This window comes from Paenibacillus solani (assembly GCF_050475945.1).
GTDB classification, from domain to species: Bacteria; Bacillota; Bacilli; order Paenibacillales; family Paenibacillaceae; genus Paenibacillus_AQ; species Paenibacillus_AQ solani_A.
Window position 1 is genome coordinate 260,203 of sequence record NZ_JBCMXJ010000015.1, and the last position, 22,056, is coordinate 282,258.

At 51.6% G+C, this 22,056-nt stretch carries 16 protein-coding genes; 13 read left to right on the forward strand and 3 right to left on the reverse strand.

What is annotated here, in order from left to right:
• The first annotated feature begins 252 nt into the window (after positions 1-252).
• The 10 genes from ABEQ74_RS16165 (at position 253) to ABEQ74_RS16210 (ending at position 16,395) form a co-directional block, all read left to right on the forward strand.
• Positions 253-2,613 (forward strand): hypothetical protein, encoded by a 2,361-nt coding sequence (locus ABEQ74_RS16165; RefSeq protein WP_430123161.1) that lies wholly within the window; start codon positions 253-255, stop codon positions 2,611-2,613.
• Positions 2,610-3,539: an ATP-binding cassette domain-containing protein gene (locus tag ABEQ74_RS16170; RefSeq protein ID WP_430123162.1), complete on the forward strand. Its 930-nt coding sequence runs from the start codon at positions 2,610-2,612 to the stop codon at positions 3,537-3,539. Before ABEQ74_RS16165 ends, ABEQ74_RS16170 begins: the two co-directional genes overlap by 4 nt.
• Positions 3,536-4,483 (forward strand): ABC transporter permease, encoded by a 948-nt coding sequence (locus ABEQ74_RS16175; protein WP_430123163.1) that lies wholly within the window; start codon positions 3,536-3,538, stop codon positions 4,481-4,483. The genes ABEQ74_RS16170 and ABEQ74_RS16175 overlap by 4 nt, the downstream gene beginning before the upstream one ends.
• A 33-nt stretch (positions 4,484-4,516) precedes the next feature.
• A complete protein-coding gene (locus ABEQ74_RS16180) occupies positions 4,517-6,193 on the forward strand; it encodes a phage tail tape measure protein (RefSeq protein WP_430123164.1) in 1,677 nt (558 codons plus the stop codon).
• A 78-nt stretch (positions 6,194-6,271) separates the two neighbouring features.
• Complete coding sequence (locus ABEQ74_RS16185) at positions 6,272-7,261, forward strand: AAA family ATPase (RefSeq protein WP_430123165.1); 990 nt, start codon at positions 6,272-6,274, stop codon at positions 7,259-7,261.
• The gene (locus ABEQ74_RS16190; protein ID WP_430123166.1) at positions 7,258-8,205 is read left to right on the forward strand and encodes a DUF58 domain-containing protein; all 948 of its coding nucleotides are present in this window, start codon (positions 7,258-7,260) and stop codon (positions 8,203-8,205) included. Before ABEQ74_RS16185 ends, ABEQ74_RS16190 begins: the two co-directional genes overlap by 4 nt.
• A 128-nt stretch (positions 8,206-8,333) precedes the next feature.
• Positions 8,334-10,337 carry a vWA domain-containing protein gene (locus ABEQ74_RS16195; RefSeq protein ID WP_430123167.1) on the forward strand — a complete coding sequence of 668 codons (2,004 nt, stop codon included), beginning with the start codon at positions 8,334-8,336 and terminating at the stop codon, positions 10,335-10,337.
• A complete protein-coding gene (locus ABEQ74_RS16200; RefSeq protein ID WP_430123168.1) occupies positions 10,321-13,344 on the forward strand; it encodes a VWA domain-containing protein in 3,024 nt (1,007 codons plus the stop codon). The genes ABEQ74_RS16195 and ABEQ74_RS16200 overlap by 17 nt, the downstream gene beginning before the upstream one ends.
• A gap of 609 nt (positions 13,345-13,953) precedes the next feature.
• Positions 13,954-15,975 carry a transketolase gene (gene tkt, locus ABEQ74_RS16205; protein ID WP_430123169.1) on the forward strand — a complete coding sequence of 674 codons (2,022 nt, stop codon included), beginning with the start codon at positions 13,954-13,956 and terminating at the stop codon, positions 15,973-15,975.
• Between the two features lie 102 nt (positions 15,976-16,077).
• Positions 16,078-16,395: a pyrimidine/purine nucleoside phosphorylase gene (locus tag ABEQ74_RS16210; protein ID WP_053491779.1), complete on the forward strand. Its 318-nt coding sequence runs from the start codon at positions 16,078-16,080 to the stop codon at positions 16,393-16,395.
• A 185-nt stretch (positions 16,396-16,580) separates the two neighbouring features.
• On the opposite strand, the gene ABEQ74_RS16215 is transcribed toward ABEQ74_RS16210, so the two are convergent.
• Together ABEQ74_RS16215 and ABEQ74_RS16220 are read right to left on the reverse strand one after the other, a co-directional pair.
• On the reverse strand, positions 16,581-17,507 hold the full coding sequence (locus ABEQ74_RS16215) for a copper amine oxidase N-terminal domain-containing protein (RefSeq protein WP_430123170.1): 927 nt from the start codon (positions 17,505-17,507) through the stop codon (positions 16,581-16,583).
• 164 nt (positions 17,508-17,671) lie between these two features.
• Positions 17,672-18,616: an NAD(P)-dependent oxidoreductase gene (locus tag ABEQ74_RS16220; protein WP_430123592.1), complete on the reverse strand. Its 945-nt coding sequence runs from the start codon at positions 18,614-18,616 to the stop codon at positions 17,672-17,674.
• A 140-nt stretch (positions 18,617-18,756) separates the two neighbouring features.
• On the opposite strand from ABEQ74_RS16220, the gene ABEQ74_RS16225 reads away from it, so the two are divergent.
• The 3 genes from ABEQ74_RS16225 (at position 18,757) to ABEQ74_RS16235 (ending at position 21,451) form a co-directional block, all read left to right on the forward strand.
• Positions 18,757-20,112 carry a glucose-6-phosphate isomerase gene (locus tag ABEQ74_RS16225; RefSeq protein WP_054404008.1) on the forward strand — a complete coding sequence of 452 codons (1,356 nt, stop codon included), beginning with the start codon at positions 18,757-18,759 and terminating at the stop codon, positions 20,110-20,112.
• A 106-nt stretch (positions 20,113-20,218) separates the two neighbouring features.
• On the forward strand, positions 20,219-20,851 hold the full coding sequence (locus ABEQ74_RS16230) for a YigZ family protein (RefSeq protein ID WP_430123171.1): 633 nt from the start codon (positions 20,219-20,221) through the stop codon (positions 20,849-20,851).
• A gap of 6 nt (positions 20,852-20,857) precedes the next feature.
• On the forward strand, positions 20,858-21,451 hold the full coding sequence (locus ABEQ74_RS16235) for a TetR/AcrR family transcriptional regulator (RefSeq protein ID WP_430123172.1): 594 nt from the start codon (positions 20,858-20,860) through the stop codon (positions 21,449-21,451).
• A gap of 187 nt (positions 21,452-21,638) precedes the next feature.
• On the opposite strand, the gene ABEQ74_RS16240 is transcribed toward ABEQ74_RS16235, so the two are convergent.
• Positions 21,639-22,040 (reverse strand): secondary thiamine-phosphate synthase enzyme YjbQ, encoded by a 402-nt coding sequence (locus ABEQ74_RS16240; protein ID WP_430123173.1) that lies wholly within the window; start codon positions 22,038-22,040, stop codon positions 21,639-21,641.
• Positions 22,041-22,056 lie beyond the last annotated feature (16 nt).

Below are 22,056 nucleotides of genomic sequence, written 5' to 3' on the forward strand. Positions count from 1 at the left end.
AGCAGCCTGACACTTTAACGCTGCAATGGAATAACCTTGAACCCGCTCCTGTTTCTGGAGCGGGTTCTTTTTTTACAAATGCAAGGATGAAATCGTTTCAGATTTATTTTTTGGATATTAAATGCCAAACTTTTTGTATTTTCGACTCGTCAGTATATTTGAACCTTCGAAGAGAATCATTACATAAGTCTTCGGATTCTTGTGTCATATGTCGTGGGAAAGCAATTTATATGTGGAGAGGGGAATCATCAGTTGTCGTTTTATACTAAGAGAACGTGGATATTGCTGCCGATGATGGTACTGCTGATCATGGCGACTTTATCCTTGTCAATACCGGCAGGAAAGGTTTATGCCGACGGTGCGAAGATTGGCATTCAATCCGAGATGGGGTATCAAGGCAAGATCAAACATGATAAATGGAATCCGCTCAAACTAACCTTAACGAGTGACCGGGATATATCGGGTGACATAGTCGTGCAGATTCAAAGCAACTACGGCAATGGTTATCACACTTCCTATGTCCAGCAGGTGGATTTACCGAAGGATACACCTAAGGAAGTCATTATCGGAATTCCAGGGACTGTGCTAAACAAAGATAATAACCAGATCCTTTTCTATGAAGGGTCTTACTCCAAGGGAAAGCCAATCTCTTTTGCTACGGGTAAAAACTATGTGCAAGCTTCCCCTTACCAAGGCGCGCTTATGGGGGTCTTGTCCGATGATCCGGACACCATGAATTTCATGAACGTCCTGAATGGCAAAGGCAATAGCGTGAATGTATTCCCGCTCAAGCCGACCAGCATTCCAGCAGATGCGATGCTGCTTAACGGGCTGGACGTGATCGTAATCAATAATTTTTCATCCGATACATTGTCAGATCCACAGCGCAAAGCGATCACGGATTGGGTGAATGGCGGCGGTACGCTGATACTTGCCGGTGGTGCGGGTTATGCCAAAACGGCTGCGCCGTTTGCCGACATTGCTCCGGTGGTGGCAAATGGTACGATGACTGTTAACGCTTTGCCCGAGCTTGAAAAACTGGGCGGAAAACCGCTGAAACTGGATGGGCCATTTACCATTTCTACCGTGACGGCGGTGGAAGATGCACAGATCGGAATTAAAGCAGACGGTCAACCTGTATTTGCCTCGCATGTTTATGGCCAGGGAAGCGTTCAATATGCTGCATACGACCTTGCCATGGAGCCAGTAAGCTCATGGGCTGGCCATCCGGATGCATGGGCCTCGGTATTGCGCAATCACCTACCTATGATGGGTTTGCAAAATGGCATGTACTACAATTCGCTTATGGACAATTTGAGTTATGTGCTGGAGTATTTTCCATCGCTCAAGATGCCTTCCTTCACATTGCTGTTATGGATGCTTATTATATATGCGGTCATCGTAGCGCCACTTCTCTATTTTATTTTGAAGAAGGCGGACAAGCGGGAATGGGCGTGGTTCTTGATTCCGATTATTGCTGTCATTGCGAGCGTTTCCGTTTATGCGGTGGGTTCGTCGGATAAAACGAGGGAACTCGCGCATACCATCAACCTGATTGAGCTTAACGGGCGGGGAGACGCGGTAAAATCCACGGCCTCCGCATTCTTCACGCCGCGCAGCGGCAATTATGCCCTCGAATTCCCCGAGCATACGTATTTGAAAACGGGAGGCTTGCAGAATACGTTTGGGGGAATGCGTGATAATAATAGCTTTGTCCGTGTGGGACAGGAGTCCACAACGCTGGAGCTCCGAGATATGTCTCAATGGTCGTTAGCCAAAGTATGGATTGACGGGCAAGGGACGGAGGAGATGGGACGTCTTTCTCTGGATTTAAAGCTGGATGACAAAGGGGATTTAAACGGTAAGGTCACTAACAATACCATTAACGATTTGACCGAGGTGGCATTGGTTGTTGGAGGCAAAGCCTACAAGCTGGGAGATATCAACAAGGGGGGAACGGAAGCTATTCCCCAGGATCCGAAACAAATCATTAAGTTTGTAGGCGGTGATTTATCCGGAATGCTGTACCCATACTCGCAGAATGACACCAAACAGCGGGAACGGGATATTTTGTCTAATTACGGGTATTCGAGAGGGATGGTGGGCCAGGACGCTTACATTTTGGGATGGAGCAAAGACCATTTGACGAACTATACGCTGAAAGGCAGCGAAGTAGATAGTGATCAGCTTAATTTCTGGATACAACCGGTGAAGATGGAGTGGGGGCTGAGCGGCAAGGTTAACATTCCTTACGGTTTCCTATCTGCTGAAATAGCCCAGGTGAATGCACCAATGTTTGGAGTATATCCGCATGGGGTCGAGATGGGACAAGGCAGCTTGATCGCTGAATTCCCATTAATATCGGAAGGCAATGTAAAGTACTCGGAGTTGTCCATTAAAGGCACCAAATTCAACAGCAACGTTACGATGGAGATTTGGAACGCGAAGAAGAGCGAATGGGAGCCTGTTACTGACACGAACAATGTATATACCATTAACAATAATCCCGAGCAGTATATTATAGGGAACCGGATCAGGTTCATGATCACCGCTAAGGATCAAACCAACTTTATGATGCCGGAACTGTCTGTGAAGGGGGAGGCCACGCAATGATCGAAATTCAAAACCTTAGTAAAAAATACGGTACATTTCATGCGCTCAAAGACATTAGTCTTCATATCGAAAAAGGGACGGTATTCGGGTTTGTCGGTCCAAACGGAGCAGGCAAATCCACGACCATGTCCATATTGGCTACCCTGATGCTGCCAACCTCTGGCGTTGCCAAAGTCGGTGGCTATGACGTGACCCAGCATCCCAAGGAGGTCCGCAAGCGGATTGGCTACATGCCCGATTTCTTTGGGGTATATGATCAGCTGAAGTCTACCGAGTATCTGCATTTTTATGGAGCGAGTTATGGCATTCCGCGTGCCGAGCGGGAGCAGCTCATTCCACAGCTTCTTGAGCTGGTGAACCTGAGTGACAAGGCAGATACGTACGTGGATAGTCTCTCACGCGGCATGAAGCAGCGTTTATGCCTGGCGCGCTGTTTGGTGCATGATCCAGATGTATTGATTCTGGATGAGCCAGCCTCGGGTCTTGATCCGCGGGCCCGGATCGAGATGCGGGAAATATTGAAGGAATTGAAGCTTATGGGCAAGACCATCATCATTTCGTCGCATATTCTGCCGGAGCTTGCCGAGATGGTGGATGAAATCGGTGTGATCGAGCATGGCGAGATGGTGGCGCAAGGCAAGGTGGCTGATATCCAAAGCCGTCTCCGCGTCAAAAAGGTCATCCACATCCGCACGCTGGAGCGGGAAGAGGAGCTGGCCGAGAAGCTGCGGGACGAACTCCATGTCACATCGGTATTGACGGATAATACCGGCGTCCATGTCCATTACAGCGGGGATGATGTGCAGCAAAGCGCTCTGCTGCGGCAGGTGGTCTCCTGGGAGATTCCGATTGTGTCGTTTCAGGAAGCGCAAAGCAATCTGGAGGATGTATTCCTCGAAATTACCAAAGGAGGACCCCGCGAATGAATTGGAGTAAAGCGCTAATCAATCCGGTCATTGACAAGGAATTTCGGCTGCGGATGCGTTCAAAGCGTTCGATGCTGTCCGTATTGCTGTATGTGCTGGCGCTTGGCGCCATCGCCATGGGTTTCATATATCTTTTCTTATACTTAGGGCAGCGAGGGCCTCAACGATTCGATCCGCAAATGAGCCAGATGATGTTCTACGTGCTCAGTTTTGCCCAGCTTGTGCTCATTGCGTTCATGGCTCCGGCACTTACCGCCGGGGTCATCAGCAGCGAACGGGAGAAGCAAACACTTAGCATGCTGCTGACAACCCAGCAGAGCTCAGCTACCATCGTGCTAAGCAAGCTGGTGTCGGCACTTAGCTTTATGGCACTCATCGTGCTGGCCACACTGCCGATCTACAGTATTGTTTTTCTGTATGGAGGAATTTCGCCAAAGCAGCTCGTATCTGTGTTTATCTTTTATTTATTCGTCATGCTGCTGCTCGGCTCGCTAGGGGTCATGTTTTCTACTTTATTCAAAAGGACCATCGTGGCGATCATTGTTACCTACGGTGCTGGACTTATTATTTTCCTTGTAACAGGACTGCTGTATCTGTTCTTCATGGGGATTGAACAGCGGAATATGTATCAAAGCGGGCAGCCGATCGTACCGGGGAGTTATTCCTGGGTTGGATATTTGCTTGGTCTGAATCCAGCCGGAGCGATGCTAAGTTTATTTAACCCTTCCTTCTCGGAGCAGGTATTCATGCTGCGCGGCGGAAGCTTAAACAGCAAGGCGCCCATCGAGTTGTGGCTGGAATTCTTCATCGTGTATTCGGTTGTGATCGTCCTTGCCTTGTGGGTAGCTATTCGAAACATTCGACCTGTCGCAAGACGGAAACGAAAGGATAAGATTTCAGCTCAGCCACCCCAAGCACAGGAGACGGCAGATAACGAAGTCTAACATATCCAAAGCTCAGGATAAGGAGGAAGTGCAGTGGACAACATCATGCGCTTTATTGAAGCCGCCAGAGCGCGGCTGCAGCGATTCCGCCTCATTACGTATGCATTATACGGACTTACGGCAGGGTTTGCCGCGCTGCTGCTGCTCCTGGTGCTTGGGAGATTCATACCCATAACCTGGCTTACATTCGCATACATTGCCTTTCCGATTGGTGCAGGCTTTGTAGGTTTGATATGGGGATGGCTGTATCGGGTGCCAATCGAAGAGGCTGCTTCCGCGATGGATCAGTCTTCGGGCGGAACGGAACGAAGCGATATGATGGTGACGGCATTATCGTTTAAGGAAGAGGAATCGCAGGCAGTCAAATGGCAGCGGGAACAGGCGGAGCGTTACGGTGCGCGATTTGCGGAGCAATTACCGGAGCGGCTCCCTTCTCCTCGTCGAAAAAAACAACTCCTGCTGTGCATCGTTACACTCGTTGCCGTGGTCATCCTTGCCTTTGTCCCGAATCCAATGGATAAGAAGGTCGAAGCAGCCAAAGAGCAGCAAAACTGGATGAAGGAACAGGTAGCCAAAACCGAAAAGCTTGCGGAAGAGCTTCAGAAAGAAACACTAGCTCCTGCCGACAGGAAAAAGCTGCAGGAGAAGCTGGATGCCTTGAAAAAAGCATTGAAGCAAGAAAAGCATCCCGAGCAAGCGCTCGAGAAGCTGGAAGAAGCCATGAAAGAGCTGGAGAAGATGGCGAAACAGCAGCAGGAAAAAGCAAAGGCGATGTCTGAACTCGCCCAAAAAATGCAGCAGAATAAGCTGCTATCCCAAGTCGGGAAGAAGCTTGCCGAAGGTATGGCCGATCAATTAAAGCAGGAAATGAAGAAACTCACCGAGCAGGTGAAGAAGATGTCTCAGGAAGAGAAGAACGAGCTGTCCGATGCTTTAAAAAAGCTGGCTGAAGAAGCTGCCAAGCAGATGGAAGACAAGAAGCTGGAGCAAGAGCTTAAGAAAGCAGCCGATGCACTAAAAGAAGGCAAGCTGCCGCAAGAGCTGGAAGAAGCGCTTCAGCAGCTGGCAGAGGAGTTGGCCAAGGCAGCGCAATCCAAAGCAGCTTCAGATAGTCAGTCGCAGTCTGCTGCTTCGCTGGCAGCTGCTCTTGCTTCACAGGGGCTAAGTTTAGCCGATCAGATGGCGGCAGCAGGAATGTCGGTATCCGATGCCTGGAGCAGCGGCGGCAGTGCTGAAGCATTGGCTCTGGCTGGTTCCGGCGGAGGCTCAGGCGAACAAGGCGAAGGCTCGGAGGATTCTTCCGGCGAAGGAAGTAGCGGGGCTGGACAAGGTCAAGGCGCTGGCAGCGGATCCGGTTCGGGAAGCGGCGCAGGTTCCGGTACAGGCTCGGGTTCGGGCGGCAGTGGATCAGGCAGCGGAACCGGCAGTGGAGCCGGTCTTGGCACAGGCGGCCGTGAGCTCGTGACGATCCCGCGGGATTACAAGGGCAGCGGCAATGTACAGAATGATTCCGGCGAGATCAAGGGCAGCGGCGGAGATGTTCAGAAGGGCGGCGTTTCACCGACAGTTCCCGGCATGTCGAGGCCTTATGAGGAAGTGTACCGCGATTACGAGGCCGAGGCGCGTAAAACGCTGGACCGCAATCAGCTGCCGGACCAAATGCAAGGACTGGTTGAGGAATATTTCATGCAAATCAATCCGAATCCGTGAGGGTTTAAAGATATACGAAGTTAGAATGGACTATTGAATTTCATTTTGAATTTTACCAAGAAGATGGAGGTTGAATCCATGTCGGACATAGCAGTGAGGCCGCAGGAATGGATGGAGAAAATAGCAGGCCTGCGGGAACATATCGGCAAGGTGATTGTCGGACAGCAGGATGTCGTGGAGCAGATGCTGTGGTGTATTTTTGCAGGAGGGCATGCCCTCCTGGAAGGGATTCCTGGTCTCGGCAAAACAATGCTCGTCCGTACCGTATCCGAAGCGTTGGAACTGTCCTTTTCCCGTATACAGTTTACGCCGGATTTGATGCCGAGCGATATTACGGGCACCAATATCCTGTCATTTGGCCAGCATGGCGACACCGGAATGACCTTTCAAAAGGGTCCGCTGTTCAGCAGCATTGTGCTCGCCGACGAAATCAACCGGGCAACGCCCAAAACCCAGAGTGCTTTGCTGGAGGCCATGCAGGAGAAAACGGTTACGGTCGGTGGGGTAACCCATCAGCTTCCTAAGCCTTTCTTCGTGCTCGCAACGCAAAACCCGCTGGAAAATGAAGGGACATATCCATTGCCAGAGGCACAGCTTGACCGCTTTCTGCTGAAGATTGAGGTATCATATCCCAGCGCGGATGAACTGAAGGAAATCGTGAAACGGACGACGTCCTCTCATGAATTTCAGGTGGAACGGCAAATGACCGGGGACGAGCTGCTGGAGATTCAGCGCGGAGCCAAGGAAGTGCTTGTTGCAGACGAAATACTGGATTATGCAGTTCGCTTGCTGATGATGACGCATCCGGAGGAGGCAGCAGCACCGGAAGCAGTACGTAAATACGTGCAGTTCGGTTCCGGGCCGCGGGGCATTCAGTCCATCATCTCAGTGAGCAAAGTGCGGGCTCTGTGCAGCGGACGCATGCACGTATCGACGGGCGATATCCGTGCTGTAGCTCTGTCTGCGCTGCGCCATCGTCTGTTTCTGAATTTTGAGGGGCAGGCGCTCGGCATTACGACAGACCATGTCATTCAGGAGGTTCTGCAAGCATTGGAGGCATCCGCGTGAGCGGGGGCGAATACCTGCTTCCTCCGGAGTGGCTTCCGCGCCTGGAGCGATTGACTCTTGATGCAAAGCGAAGGGTCGCTGGAACGCTGCAGGGGAAGAGACGATCCCGCCGGCTCGGTTCATCTCTCGAGTTCGCTGACTACCGGGTATATGCTCCCGGTGACGATGTCCGCAGATTTGATTGGGGCGTTTATTCTCGTACGGGAAAAGCATTCGTGCGGCAATTTATGGATGAACAGGAGCTGACCGTGAGTATCTTTGTAGACTGTTCCGCATCCATGGGAACTGCTATCTCATCGCCTATGGAACCAGCCGCCGATAATCCGGCGGAAGGGAAGGGAAACAGGAAATGGCTGCTTGCGCGTCAACTCGCTGCAAGTATCGGCTATATGGCATTATCATCCTACGACAGGCTGCAGATTGCCTGTTACAGCCGTTCGATTCATGCCCGTCTTCCGATCATGAGAGGAAAGGGATCGGCCCATCGCCTGTTTTCGTTTCTGCAAGGGGCAGAAACGGGGGGAGAGGGCAGTTTGGGAGCGGCGCTTGCGGTTCCAGGTGCCTTGCCAAGGCAGCCCGGAATGACCTGGGTGTTCTCCGATTTTTGGCTGGAGGGCGGCGAAGAGGAATTGTTCAGGGCGCTTTCCCTTTTGTCTGGTACCGGACAGGAGGTCGTGCTGGTGCATGTATTATCAAGGGAAGAGCTGGAACCTAAATTAACGGGCGATTTGCGACTGATTGACAGTGAAACAATGAGCGGCAAGGAAGTAGCATTGACGGGGAAGGTCCTTGAAGCTTACAAGGAGGAGCTGGAGAGTTACCGGACGATGCTGTCCCGCGTGTGTGCGGAACGCGGAATGTCCTATGTGCTTATTCCGGCCGATATGCCGCTTACAGATGCGATGTTTGGAGTTCTTGCGGGAGCTGGTTTGGTCACTGGATAGAGAGGGACTTCATACATGGAGGGTCATTGGATAAAGAGAGGAAGTTATAGATAGCCCTTCTTTTTCAATACTTGGGGAAACAAGGAAGTCTCGCTAGTCAGGGTCCATGGGAGTAAGGAGGGAACAACTTGGGGATTCAATCTTGGCTGAGTCTATGGTTCGGTTTAACGCTGCCGGCCATCGTGCTCATGTATATGTTCAAACGAAAATATGTAGATACAACTGTTCCCAGCCACTTGCTGTGGGAGCGCGTGCTGCGGAACCTGGAGGCCAACAGGCCTTGGCAGAAGCTGCAGAACCGGCTTCTCCTGTGGCTCCAACTGCTTGCTGCAGCACTCATGGTCTTCGCACTGATGCAGCCCTTTTTGCAGGTGTCGGGTGGAGGAAGCGCCCATGTCGTCATCGTTGCCGATACCTCGGGCAGCATGAGCGCGCAGATACAGCCTTCCACAGAAGGAGAAGCAGTTACGAGGCTGGAATTGATGCAGGAAAGAATCAGGGACTATGTAAAGAATCAAGGAAGAAGAAGTGAAATTACGCTGCTGTCGATGGGAGCAAGTCCGATAACACTGCTATCCCATGAAAGTGACCGTACAGCTATTGATAAAGCTGTGGATGACTTGCGTCCTTATTATGGGGCAGCTTCGTATAGGGAGACCCTGTCGCTTGCCTCGGCTCTGACGCGAGAGGAACCTGATGCAGAAGTGGTCATTTTTACGGATAGCTACTGGAAACAGGACACGGTGCCTATAGCATTTCAGGTCCCGGTATCCGTAGAGAAGGTGCAGGGCGAGCTTCCTCACAACGTGTCCATTGATCAATTCGGCATTTCGGCAAAGGGAGAATCGGGCTCATCCTATGGGGCGGTTGCGGTTCTCAGCACGAATGCCAAGGAATCCGTTTCGGCCGAAGTAAATCTTTACGGGGATGAACAGCTGCTGACCAGCAAGGTGCTGGAGCTTTTGCCCGGCAAGAAATTAACGGAATCGTTTACCGATCTCCCGTTTGCGGAGGTATACCGGCTTGAGCTATCCGGGGAAGACGGGTACGCCGCAGATAATCAATCTTATGCATTCGGTCTCGGGCATGGATCTTCACGCGTACTGCTGCTGACTTCAGGCAATCTGTTTCTGGAGAAGGCCCTGCAGTTGAGTGGCGCCGAAGTCACCCGGGTTGCCTGGAATGATGCGGAAGGCAAGAAGGATGAGAATGAGAATTCAAATATAGAAGCGGACAAGGGCAGCGCAGCCTCGGACATACCGCCTGTACCTGACGGCGAATTTGATCTGCTGGTAATGGATGGAGCCGTTCCCGCAGGGTTTAGGCAAGGGAAGTGGGCAGAATTGACTGCCAAAACACCGCTGTGGACGATCGGCGGAGAAGGCGACAAAGTTGGAAACCAAGGAGGACGCCCCGTTCTTGCCAAGCATCCGGTGACTAAATTTGTTACCCTCTCGGGCGTTTATTTCGGAACGCTGGTGGATCAAACCCCGACATGGGGAGATGCTGTCGTCAAGCTTGGTGATCAACCCATCGTCTATGCAGGGAATGAAAGTGGACGCCCTCGATTGTCCTTCAATTTTCTGCTTCAGGACAGCGATCTTCCGTTATCGCCTGAATTTCCGGTCATGGTCAGCAATGCGCTGGAATGGATGACTTCAGGCAAAGGAAGTGGGCTTGGCCGATATATGGCCGGTGCGCAAGCGGATATTCCGATTGCGGCGGATACGGTATCCGCACAGTTCGTGCCCAAGAACGGTCTTGCACTTGCGGACGGAATCTCACCTGAGGAGGCTCTCCGTAATGAGCAAAGCATATCGCCGGTACAGATTGTACCGGAAATCCCTGGGTTGTACGCTTTTGAACAGCAGAATGAGGCGGGCGATAAGCTCCGTTACTGGCTGGCCGTAACGGCAGATCCATATGAGGCGGAGTGGAGCAAAGATCAGGGTCCGCCTGTGAGTCAAACATCATCGAACCAGGATGATACGACAGCTGGTGATCGTGACGGGTCATCCAAGCACAGCGAAACGTCAAGTCGTGCCGGTTCGTTAATGCCATGGCTGGCAGCCTTGGCACTGGCTGTGGTCGCAGCGGAATGGGGGGTGTATCAGCGTGGGCGTTCAATTTAGCCAACCATGGCTTCTGCTGCTGTTGATTCCGGCTGGCGTGTTTCTCTATTACGCATACAAATCGGATTTTCGGTTAAGCGGCTTTCGCAAGAAACTGGCTTTGTTCCTGAGAACCTGTGTCATTCTGTTATTGATCCTTATGATTTCGGGCTTGCATGGTTTTACCGTACTCCGTGATAAACAGGTAGTGTATATGGCAGACCGATCGGACAGTATGGGGGAGTCTGCACGGATCACGAGCTGGATCAACGAGTCTCTTGCGGCAAAAGGGGAGAAGGATGGCACGGCCATTGTATCTGCCGGCCTTGAAGGCGCTGTGGAGCGGCGCTTATCCACTGCGACGAACGCCGGCGCATCTTTAAACGCGCTGCTGGAGCAGCGGTTTACTGGTTTGGAGTCCGGTCTTCAGCTTGCCGGGAGCCTATTTCAGGGCAAAAGTGATTCGCGAATCGTACTGATCTCGGATGGAGAAGAGAATGTAGGCAGTATGGCAGCAGCGGGGAGGCTGCTCAAGGATCGGGGCATTGCGGTTGATGTACTGCCGGCCCCGAAGCAGGTAATCAAGGACGCTGCTGTTGAGGAACTGAAGGTGCCGGATAAGCTGTATCAGGCGGAGTCTTTTTATGTGGAGGTCATGATTCGGAGTACATTCAAAACCTCCGGAGAATTGCGCATTTACGAGGATAACCGGGAGATCGGGCGGGAACGCGTGGACGTAACTCCTGGCGAGAATCGGTATGCCGTTAAAGGTTTGGCCAAAAATCCGGGACTCCATCGCTATCGTGCTGAAATCTTCATGGACGGGGATGAGGCATCCGCCAACAATGCAGCGTTTGATTTTACCCGTGTGGAAGGTCCGCCGAACGTGCTGATCGTGGAAGGTACACCGGGCACGTCAGGCAACATAACAGCTGCGCTTGAGTCCGGAATGATCGGCACCGAAGTGATTCCGCCGGAGCTGCTTCCGCTGGAAGCGGCCAAGTATGCGGCATACGACAGCATCATCTTTAATAACGTGTCGGGCAGTGACGTTGGCGGCAAGCAGATGGAGCTGATCGAGCAGGCTGTCCGAAGCTTTGGTATCGGATTTATGATGGCTGGGGGCGAGGACAGCTTTGGGATGGGGGGATATTTTAAAACTCCCATTGAAAAGGCACTGCCGGTCTCTATGGAGCTTGAAGGCAAGCGGGAGATTCCATCGCTTGGTCTCATCCTTGTCATTGACCGTTCAGGCAGTATGGATGGCGACAAGATCGAATTGGCCAAAGAATCAGCGATGCGAACGGTGGAGCTGCTGCGAGCCAAGGATACGGTTGGCGTTGTTGCTTTTGATGATCAGCCGTGGTGGGTCGTTCCGCCTCAGAAGCTCGGAAATAAGGAAGAGGTGCTCAGCAGCATCCAGTCGATTCCAAGCGCTGGCGGAACCAATATTTATCCGGCCGTTTCTTCAGCGCTTGAGGAGATGTTGAAGATTAAATCGCAGCGCAGGCATATCATTCTGATGACTGACGGACAATCGGCTATGGATCCAGGTTATCAGGATCTCACGGATACGATGGTGGAGAACAAAATTACGATGTCTTCAGTAGCAGTAGGGATGGATGCTGACACGAATCTGCTTCAATCCCTGGCTGAGGCAGCTAAAGGCCGTTATTATTTCGTAGAGGATGAAACGACACTGCCAGCGGTATTCAGCCGGGAGGCCGTTATGCTGGCCAAATCCTATATCGTGGATAAGCCCTTTGTTCCGGCCATTCATAATGCGGGTGATTGGGCGAGCTTATTCCAGAAGGGCGTACCGGGGCTATATGGATATGTAGCCGCAACGCCGAAGTCGTCTGCCCAGACCGTTCTGTCCAGTCCCGAACCGGACCCGATCCTGTCGCGCTGGCAGTACGGATCCGGCCGTACGGTGGCCTGGACGAGTGATTTAAGTGGCAAATGGTCGAAGGAGTGGGTGTCCTGGCCCAGCTTTGCCAATACGTTGACCGAAATCGTGAAGTGGACGTTCCCTCAGTTTTCGTCATCGCCCTATGAAGTGACGACTGAGACAGCAGGCAATCAAGTGAAGCTGCAAGTGACTGCAGCGGGTGAGAATCCGCCGGAGAAGCTTACCGCGGTGATTGGGGACGATGAAGCCGGCGAGCAGACCGTGGAGCTCACGCAGGAGGCTCCGGGTCGTTATACCGGACTTGTTAACGTATCAAAGCCGGGAGCTTATCTAATGTCCCTTGAGGACGCAAGCGGCGAAGGAGCGGTGCAAGCTGCGCCGGGCACCGGTTTCGTTGTGCCGTATTCGCCGGAATATCGCATTGCTTCCGGCAGCGGTGAGGAAGCTCTGAAACGGCTGGCCGAAGCGACAGGTGGCCGCGTGTTATCCTGGGATAACCCGGCCGAAGTGTTCGACCGGCAGGCAACCTCGCGGATGCAGCTCCATGATTGGAGCTATCCGCTACTGGCGGCGGCCCTGCTGCTGTGGGTCGCTGACATCGCCGTGCGGCGCCTGGCTCTGCCATGGGGCGCCATCGGCGCTAGGATGGCCGCCCTGGTCCGCAGGCGGCCGGCTCCTGCCCGCGAGGCCGCGCGTGACGCTGGCCTCGAGCGGCTGGCGGCGCGCAAAGCCCGCGCCGCCGATTTCTACGGCGGCAGCTCCGCGAAGCCGCCGCCGCAGGCCCCGCCCGTACGCGAGCGCAGCGGTGCGGGCCGCAGTGCCGGGGGCGGGGACCCCGCCCCGGCATCCCGCGCAGCTCCGGCAGCGGGCCGTAAGGCCCCGCCGGAGGCGCGCGATTCGCAGCGGGCGGATGCCCCGCTGCGGGAAGAGCGGCCGGCCCAGGCGAAGCCGGCCGCAAGCCAGGGCGCGCGCAAGGACATCGCGCCCACACCGCCTCCCCCGCCGCCGAAGGCGCAGGGGGACGGCAGCAGCCGGCCTGGGAGTACCGGGCCGGCTCCGGAAGCAGGCTCCTCCATGGATCGCCTGCTCAAAGCCAAAAAACGCGGCTCGCGATGATACCGCGCCGTACGAGATTCTCCTAAAATTAAATCTGATTTTTTTAACGAGATAGCTCATTAGATGAAACATACAAAAAAACAAAGAAATGGCGGTATCAGAGATAAACTCTGTACCGCCATTTTTTTGTTTTAGTCAGTTATCTTGCATGGATGCTTATGCATGAAGCAGTGGAGAGAACGAAACGATTCCGGACCAGCGGTAGCGGTCGCCTAAAAGCTTTCCGAAGGAAAGCTACATCGGAAGCAGGTGCTTTGCCCCCGAATTTCGTCCTTGCTAGAAACATTCCAAGATATTTGGGGGCAACAGCGAGAGGAGGAACGTTTCGTACGCGCTATGTTTAACGAAATCGTTTAATGACTGTCGAATCCGGTTATAACCGGACTATTAAGGGAAATAATGCAAGTGGGATGGTGGCTGCCCTGGTGACTTTTACATCACATTGACAATTACGTTATGGAAATGAAAGACGTGTGGTGTTACAATAAGAGTCAAAATGATATTCTCAACATTCCTAACTGCTCAGATGCATGTGAATTTGGGCGGTTAGGGCGTAAGAAGCCTTCATTTTTGAAGCTTACTATGGAAAAGATTTGAGGAGGACGAATCATGACAACCGAACATAACCAAACGATCGACAACCTGTCTATCGCAACGATCCGGACATTGGCGATTGATGCTATCGAGAAAGCGAAATCCGGTCACCCGGGCATGCCGATGGGTTCTGCACCTATGGGCTACCAATTGTTTGCGAAGACGATGAATCATAACCCGCAAGAGCCAACGTGGATTAACCGTGACCGTTTTGTCTTGTCTGCGGGCCATGGCTCCATGCTGCTCTACAGCTTGCTTCACCTGAGCGGCTATGACTTGTCCATTGAAGATTTGAAGCAGTTCCGTCAATGGGGCAGCAAAACGCCTGGTCACCCTGAGTTTGGCCACACTGCTGGTGTTGATGCAACAACAGGTCCGCTTGGACAAGGTGTGGCGATGGCTGTGGGGATGGCGATGGCAGAAGCTCACTTGGGCGCGACTTACAATAAAGATGGCTTTAATGTAGTGGATCATTATACGTATGCGATTTGCGGCGACGGCGACATGATGGAGGGCGTTGCATCGGAGGCAGCTTCGATGGCAGGCCATCTGAAGCTCGGCAAATTGATTATGCTGTATGATTCAAATGATATCTCTCTTGATGGTGAGCTTAATCTGGCCTTCTCCGAGAATGTAGCGAAGCGCTTTGATGCTTATGGCTGGCAGGTGCTGCGCGTGGAAGACGGTAACGATCTCCCTGCAATCGAGAAAGCGATCGAGGAAGCGAAGGCTGATACGAATCGCCCGACGCTGATCGAAGTGAAGACTGTCATCGGTTACGGCAGCCCGAACAAACAAGGCAAAGGCGGCCATGGAGGTACGCACGGTTCCCCGCTCGGTACCGAAGAAGCGAAGCTGACCAAGGAATTTTATAAGTGGGTATATGAAGAAGATTTCTATGTACCTGAGGAAGTACGCGAGCATTTCGGCAAAGTGAAAGACCGCGGTATTGCGGCTTATCAAGCTTGGGTTGATCAGTTCGCGAAATACAAAGAGGCTTATCCTGAGCTGGCAGCACAATTCGAGCGCGGCGAATCCGGTGAATTGGCTGAAGGCTGGGACAAAGACCTGCCGAAGTACAGCGCAGATGACAAAGCGGTTTCCACTCGTGTGGCATCCGGTAAAGCCCTGAATGGTTTGACTGCAGGCGTACCGCAGCTGCTCGGCGGATCGGCTGACCTGGAGAGCTCCACGATGACGCATCTGAACGACCTGGCATCCTTCACGGCAGAGAGCTATGAAGGCCGCAACGTTTATTATGGCGTTCGTGAATTCGCGATGGCTGGTGCCATGAACGGTATCGCACTCCACGGCGGACTGAAGATTTTCGGCGGTACGTTCTTCGTATTTACAGACTACCTGCGTCCAGCTGTTCGTCTGGCTGCCATCATGAAGCTGCCAGTTACGTATGTATTGACGCATGACAGTATCGCTGTCGGCGAAGATGGTCCTACGCACGAACCGATCGAACAATTGGCTTCCTTGCGGATCATTCCAGGTCTGACTGTAATTCGTCCAGCGGATGCTAACGAAACTTCCGCGGCATGGGCGTATGCGGTTGAAAATACGGATCGTCCTGTAGCGTTGGTGCTGACTCGTCAGAATCTGCCAATCCTTGCAGGTGCGGTGGACCAAGCTCGTGAAGGCATTAAACGCGGTGCTTATGTTGTTTCCGATGCGAAAGACGGCAACGCACAAGCTCAAATCATTGCAACAGGATCCGAGGTTCAGCTTGCTGTTAAAGCACAAGAAGCACTGGCTGAAGAAGGAATCGCTGTTCGCGTAATCAGCATGCCAAGCTGGGATCTGTTCGACAGCCAGGATCAAGCATACAAGGATTCCGTGCTGCTTCCGAATGTCAAAGCTCGTCTTGCCATCGAAATGGCTCATCCGTTCGGATGGGAGCGTTATGTCGGCGACCAAGGCGATATTCTTGGCATCAACACATTCGGCGCATCCGCTCCTGGCGACCGCGTCATTGCCGAGTATGGCTTTACGGTTGAGAACGTGGTTAGCCGCGTAAAAGGCTTGCTGTAAGATATTTGTGATATAACTCCATATGGTTGTTCCGGCACCCGCTTCATGCGGGTGCCGTCATATATACAGCTTTACATATTTTGGAGGAGGCGATGAAAGCCGATGTCACTGTTTAAGAATGCAACCATCACGAAAGCAGCTAACGTGTACTATGACGGACAGGTAACCAGCCGTACGGTACTCTTGGAGAATGGAGAGAAGGTAACCCTGGGGATCATGCTTCCGGGAAGCTATGAATTTGACACTGCCGGCCCTGAGATTATGGAAATTCTGTCCGGTGATCTGCGTGTCCTACTGCCAGGTGAGCAGGAATGGCTCGAGATCCAAGACAGCACGACCTTCAATGTTCCTGGCAATTCTAGCTTTAAGCTTGAGGTTCGTACCGTTACGGATTACTGCTGCTCTTATCCGACCATGTAACAGGCTGATGTGCCATTAAAAAATTCGATGCTTTAAACCCTGCACAGCCTGAAGGCTTTCTCTGAGTGACTGAGGGGTTTGCACGTAAATAAAAAACAAAAAAGGCTCAAAGCCGGTGGCTTCGAACCCTTCTTGTCAATGTCTGATATCAATGCATTATCATCCCGGGTAAATGTATCATGGACTCATTCTTCCGGAATTGATACGATCTCGCCTCGATAATCAGGATCGCTGCTGTCCAGTTCCACCCATCCGGCTGCCCATTCATCGGTCTGATTGATCAAGCGGTAGCTGGTCACGCCGGAAGGATAACGGAATACGAAATACGCAAACGTCGAATTTCTGACATCCGGCTGCTTGCCGATCTCCGCTATAATCGCGGGCAGGAAGAACAGGTTTTGTTTTGCCGGTACCTTGGCATTGTAGTCCAGCTTGCCTTGCCATTTCAAATATTTGACGCCGCCGTGGATTTCGAAGTAGCTGGCGATATCATTATCGACCATGAAGTAACGATTGGTTTCGCCTTTGGGAAAGTAAAAATCCCAGCCTTGCATTTCTACAGGGGACATTTCCAATTCAGGCTTCTTCAATTGAGATGTATAAGCAAGCCGAGTCGCCGCATTTCGTGCGGTGGCCAGATCTGAGCTCTTTAAGTCGGAGATGATATCGGCTTCGGCCTTATTAATATAGGCTGTCTTTAGAGATCCGTTCCAATAGACGCTGGCATCAAAAGCTTGGGCAACGGCTCTGAGGGGAATCATGGTCTTGCCTTTATGCAGCACTGGGGCAGCAGGGAGCGTCTTCTTCACTCCGCCGACGTCCATGCTGGTGTGTCCTGCCGTAAGTATCACCGTTTTATGATCACCTTTAATGGTCACCTGCTTCTTGCTGTTGTCATACTTTATGACGTAGTTCCCCAGCGGCTTCAGATCAGTCAGGGTAACGAAAGTAGTGCCTTGCCGAATCAGCACTTCACCGCTTGCCTTTACATTGTTAATGGTAGCGGTAGGTTTGGAAGCGGCAGAAACCGGTGAAACCGCAATGGCAGGAGACAGTACAGTGGTGAGTATGGCAGCAGCTGCCATCGTTTTTAATCCTTTGGTCCAATTCATTTTGTATTTCCTCCCTTCGTATAGTAGACGGAACGAAATTGAGAAAAGTTTCTTCCGGAGGGAAATAAGAGAGGGAAACTATAAAAATGGCTCCTTTCTCCTAGTCCGGATGACCGTATAACTAGAAGAAGGAGCCGTGATAAGACAAGGCATGGCTTGTCTGGTTAAGACGGTTGTCCGCCGATTTTTTGACCGATCCAGGCTTCATAGCATTTCACAACAGCGGAGAGATCCTCATCGCTAAAGCCCTCGCTCGCACCTGCTTGAAACAGGCTTTTGGCCAGGTTCAGCATTGGAGAAGGCATACCGATGCCGTCAGTTAGTGAAGACGCCAGCTTGAGGTCTTTGAGCATAAGCCCAAGCGAGAACTGGTTGCTGAAATCACCGTCGATAATTTTACGGCCTTTCAGCTCGGCTGCTTTGCTGCCGGCCGATCCTAACTGTACAAGTTCCAGAAAGTTGTCAGCGGGAATGCCTGATTTGGCGGCGATGGCAAAGCCCTCGGCAAGCGCCAGATTGTTAATGCCTACAATGGTGTTATGGGCAAGCTTTGCGACAGCACCGCTGCCGTTAGGCCCCATGTGAATGACTTTTTTGCCCAAGGTATCAAAGACATCCGCATGCGCTTCGATGACTGCGGCTTCGCCGCCAACCATGAAGACCAAGGTGCCATCGATGGCTGCTGGCTTGCTGCCGGTTACCGGGGCGTCTAGGAAGGAAGCGCCAAGGCCCGAAACGGCCGAAGCAATTTCCTTAACAAGGCTTTCTGAGATCGTGCTGCAATCTATGACAGTCATTCCGCTCGTAAGGGAAGCTAGCAGACCGTTCTCTCCATAGAATACATCCCGGATGGATTGGTCATTGCTTACCATCGTAATGACCAAGTCCTGCCCATGTGCCGCCTGACGAGGAGTGTCCGCGATGGAAGCTCCCTGCTCGGCGAGCGGGCGGCATTTTTCTTGGGTACGATTGTACACGGTCACATCATAATCCTGTTTGAGCAGATTGGAGGCCATGGGTGCGCCCATGGTGCCCAGTCCGATAAATCCGATTTTCTTCATAGCTACATCACCTTTAATATGGATTCCCGATCCATTCCATCTTAGCATGGGTTCTTGAGGCGAAGCCAGTATTAGAGAAAGATTGAAGAGACGCAGGACATGAAGAATAAATGACAGTTCTCCCATGAAACTTGCGGTCTTTATTAAATTAAAGTATCCTATTTCTAAATTAACTGGAGGTTTAAGGCATGACTAAAAAAATCAAATTTGATTACAGTAAAGCACTGACTTTTGTCAACCAACACGAAGTTGATTACTTTGCTGAGCCGATCCGCACAGCACATGAACAGCTACATAAAGGTACAGGAGCTGGCTCCGATTATTTGGGCTGGATCGACCTGCCGACTCAGTATGATAAAGAAGAATTCTCCCGCATCCAGAAAGCGGCTGCCAAAATCCAAAGCGATTCGGACGTTCTGATCGTTATCGGTATTGGAGGTTCTTACCTCGGGGCAAGAGCTGCCATCGAGATGCTGTCGCACTCGTTCTATAACGAGTTGTCCAAAGACCAGCGCAAGACGCCGGAAATTTATTTTGCAGGAAACAATATCAGCTCCACATATGTTACGCATCTGCTTCAATTAATTGAAGGCAAAGACTTCTCCGTCAATGTTATCTCCAAATCCGGTACAACGACAGAGCCGGCTATCGCATTCCGTATTTTCCGTGCGGAACTGGAGAAGAAATACGGCAAGGAAGAAGCACGCAAACGCATTTACGCTACAACGGACCAAGAGAAGGGCGCTCTCAAAAAGCTGGCAACCGAGGAAGGCTACGAGTCCTTCATCATCCCTGATGATGTGGGCGGACGTTATTCCGTGCTGACTGCGGTTGGTCTGCTTCCTATTGCTACGGCTGGTATCAATATTGAAGAAATGATGCAGGGTGCGGCTGACGCTGCCAAAGAATACAGCAACCCTAACGTTGCCGAGAACGAAGCTTACCAATATGCAGCAGTTCGTAATGCTCTATACCGCAAAGGCAAAGGCATCGAAATTCTGGTGAACTATGAGCCGTCCTTGCATTACGTATCGGAATGGTGGAAGCAGCTTTACGGCGAGAGTGAAGGGAAGGATTACAAAGGCATCTACCCGGCTTCCGTCGATTTCTCTACCGACCTGCATTCCATGGGTCAATTCATCCAGGAAGGCAGCCGCAACATCTTCGAAACGGTCATTCAGGTTGAGAATGTATCCGAGCATATTACGATTGAATCGGATCCGGACGATCTGGACGGTTTGAACTTCTTGACTGGAAAAACATTGGATTTTGTTAACAAAAAGGCTTTCCAGGGAACAATGCTGGCCCATACCGACGGCCAAGTTCCGAATTTGATTGTGACAATTCCAGATTTCACTCCCTATTCGTTCGGATATCTGGTATACTTTTTCGAAAAGGCCTGCGGTATCAGCGGCTATCTGTTAGGTGTCAACCCGTTTGACCAGCCGGGTGTAGAGGCGTACAAGAAGAATATGTTCGCATTGCTTGGCAAACCTGGGTACGAGAAAGAGAAGGCCGAATTGGAAGCTAGACTCTCCGAATAAACCTGACACTTTCACATGGATGACGCAAGACGCTGAAGGAAGCAGTCCACGGGCATAATATAGCCGTGGACTGCTTTCTTGGCAATATAGAGGTGGTTGTAGTTTCATGCTGGATCGATACAAAACGGTACGTCAGGCGGGTTCCAAAGAGATTGTTATCAAGAAGTCGCGATTCATCGGGCATGTGATGCCGGTGGAAACCGAAGCGGAAGCCGTCGCCTTTATTGAAGACATCAAGAAAAAACACTGGAATGCCACACATAACTGTTCCGCTTATATGATTGGTGAGCGGGACGAGATTCAGAAGCAATCGGATGACGGAGAACCGAGCGGAACGGCTGGCAAGCCGATTCTCGAAGTGCTCCGCAATCAGGGGCGGAAGAATGTAGCCATAGTGGTCACGCGTTATTTTGGCGGAATTATGCTTGGTGCAGGCGGACTGATCCGGGCATATACCGACGGCGCCGTGGCTGCGATCGAGTCAGGCGAACCGATCACAAAGGTGCTTCACCGGGAGATTTTCGTCGAGCTGGATTATACGTGGCTGGGTAAAGTGGAGAATGAGCTTCGCAACCGAAGCGTTCGTATGGGTGAGACAAATTTTGCCGACACGGTGACCTTGACCTGCTTGCCGCTCGATGCTGATGCGGAGAGCTTTATGACTTGGATGGTGGATTTGACACAGGGGCAGTCCTTGATCACAGAGGGAGAGCGGCTTTATTTTATTGAAGGGGAATAAAATAATATGGCAAGAAGAGCAGTAGAACGCGAGTTGTCGAGAGAGCGGATACTGGAAGCAGCCAGGCATTTGTTCATAACCAAAGGGTACAGGGCCATTTCGATGCGCAGCATAGGCCAGCATCTGGGTTATAGCCACGGCTCCTTGTATTATCATTTTAAGGAAAAGGCGGAGCTGTTTTACGCCATTGTCGTGAAGGACTTTAATGATCTTAATGATTTGCTGTTGGAAGTCTCGGGAAAGCCTCCCTGTGACGGGGTATCGAAGCTGGAACAGCTGATGCTGGAATTCGTCCGTTTTGGTCTGGATCATCCTTACCAGTACGAAATCATGTTCATGATTCGGGACGAAGAGCTGCTGTCCTACTGTCGCGCTGAGCAGGGACGCTGTTTTGAAATGTTTGCTATGCTGGTTCGTCAATATTTGCTTGAAGAGAATTACGATGAGGAAGAGCGGCGAACCGTCCCGTTGACTTTGTTTTTGTCGCTGCATGGATTCATATCGTATTATATTCAGGACAGGATTGGTTATGATGAGATCAAACCTGCCGCTCATACCCATGTTAAAGTGTTATGCCGGAGCTTGTATAGCAGGGTCTGACTATATTATATGTACTTTGAAGCATAGCCCTGTACTTCAATCCGTTACAACGGCCTAGCGTTGAAACGTCAATCGCCTAATGAAATGAAACAGACAGATGCACGCTCCCTAGCATGTACCTGTCTGTTTCTTTGTGTTTGGAATTGGTAAGCAGTCGGCTATTTCGATCCGGCTGCGAGGTTAGAGATTATCCTTCCATGATCTTCACATGGTATTGACGCTGTCTTGGTCCGTCAAATTCGCAAAAATAGATGCCTTGCCAACGTCCAAGGAGCAGATGTCCATTCTGAATGATGACCGTTTGGGAAGGCCCGCAGGTGATCGATTTGAGATGAGAAGCCGTGTTGCCCTCAGCATGGCGATATTTGGGATGTTCCCATGGATAGACCTCATCCAGGGACATCAGCACATCCCGTTTCACATCGGGATCCGCATTCTCATTGATGGCAATGCCCGCCGTCGTATGAGGACAATAAATCAGGGCGGTGCCTTGCTGAACCCCGCTTTGTTTCACAATGGAGATGATCTCCCTCGTGATATCCCTCATTTCATCTCGTCCTTTTGTATCCAACTCACCAGTAAACAGCATATTAATACCTCCTCAT

What these genes read in the sequence shown, in the direction of transcription:
- tkt (WP_430123169.1), top strand. Translation starts at nt 13,954, where the DNA reads ATGACAACCGAACATAACCAAACGATCGACAACCTGTCTATCGCAACG.
- ABEQ74_RS16240 (WP_430123173.1), bottom strand. Translation starts at nt 22,040, where the DNA reads ATGCTGTTTACTGGTGAGTTGGATACAAAAGGACGAGATGAAATGAGG.
- ABEQ74_RS16210 (WP_053491779.1), top strand. Translation starts at nt 16,078, where the DNA reads ATGTCACTGTTTAAGAATGCAACCATCACGAAAGCAGCTAACGTGTAC.
- ABEQ74_RS16230 (WP_430123171.1), top strand. Translation starts at nt 20,219, where the DNA reads ATGCTGGATCGATACAAAACGGTACGTCAGGCGGGTTCCAAAGAGATT.
- ABEQ74_RS16175 (WP_430123163.1), top strand. Translation starts at nt 3,536, where the DNA reads ATGAATTGGAGTAAAGCGCTAATCAATCCGGTCATTGACAAGGAATTT.
- ABEQ74_RS16185 (WP_430123165.1), top strand. Translation starts at nt 6,272, where the DNA reads ATGTCGGACATAGCAGTGAGGCCGCAGGAATGGATGGAGAAAATAGCA.
- ABEQ74_RS16220 (WP_430123592.1), bottom strand. Translation starts at nt 18,616, where the DNA reads ATGCTAAGATGGAATGGATCGGGAATCCATATTAAAGGTGATGTAGCT.
- ABEQ74_RS16170 (WP_430123162.1), top strand. Translation starts at nt 2,610, where the DNA reads ATGATCGAAATTCAAAACCTTAGTAAAAAATACGGTACATTTCATGCG.
- ABEQ74_RS16225 (WP_054404008.1), top strand. Translation starts at nt 18,757, where the DNA reads ATGACTAAAAAAATCAAATTTGATTACAGTAAAGCACTGACTTTTGTC.
- ABEQ74_RS16215 (WP_430123170.1), bottom strand. Translation starts at nt 17,507, where the DNA reads ATGAATTGGACCAAAGGATTAAAAACGATGGCAGCTGCTGCCATACTC.
- ABEQ74_RS16235 (WP_430123172.1), top strand. Translation starts at nt 20,858, where the DNA reads ATGGCAAGAAGAGCAGTAGAACGCGAGTTGTCGAGAGAGCGGATACTG.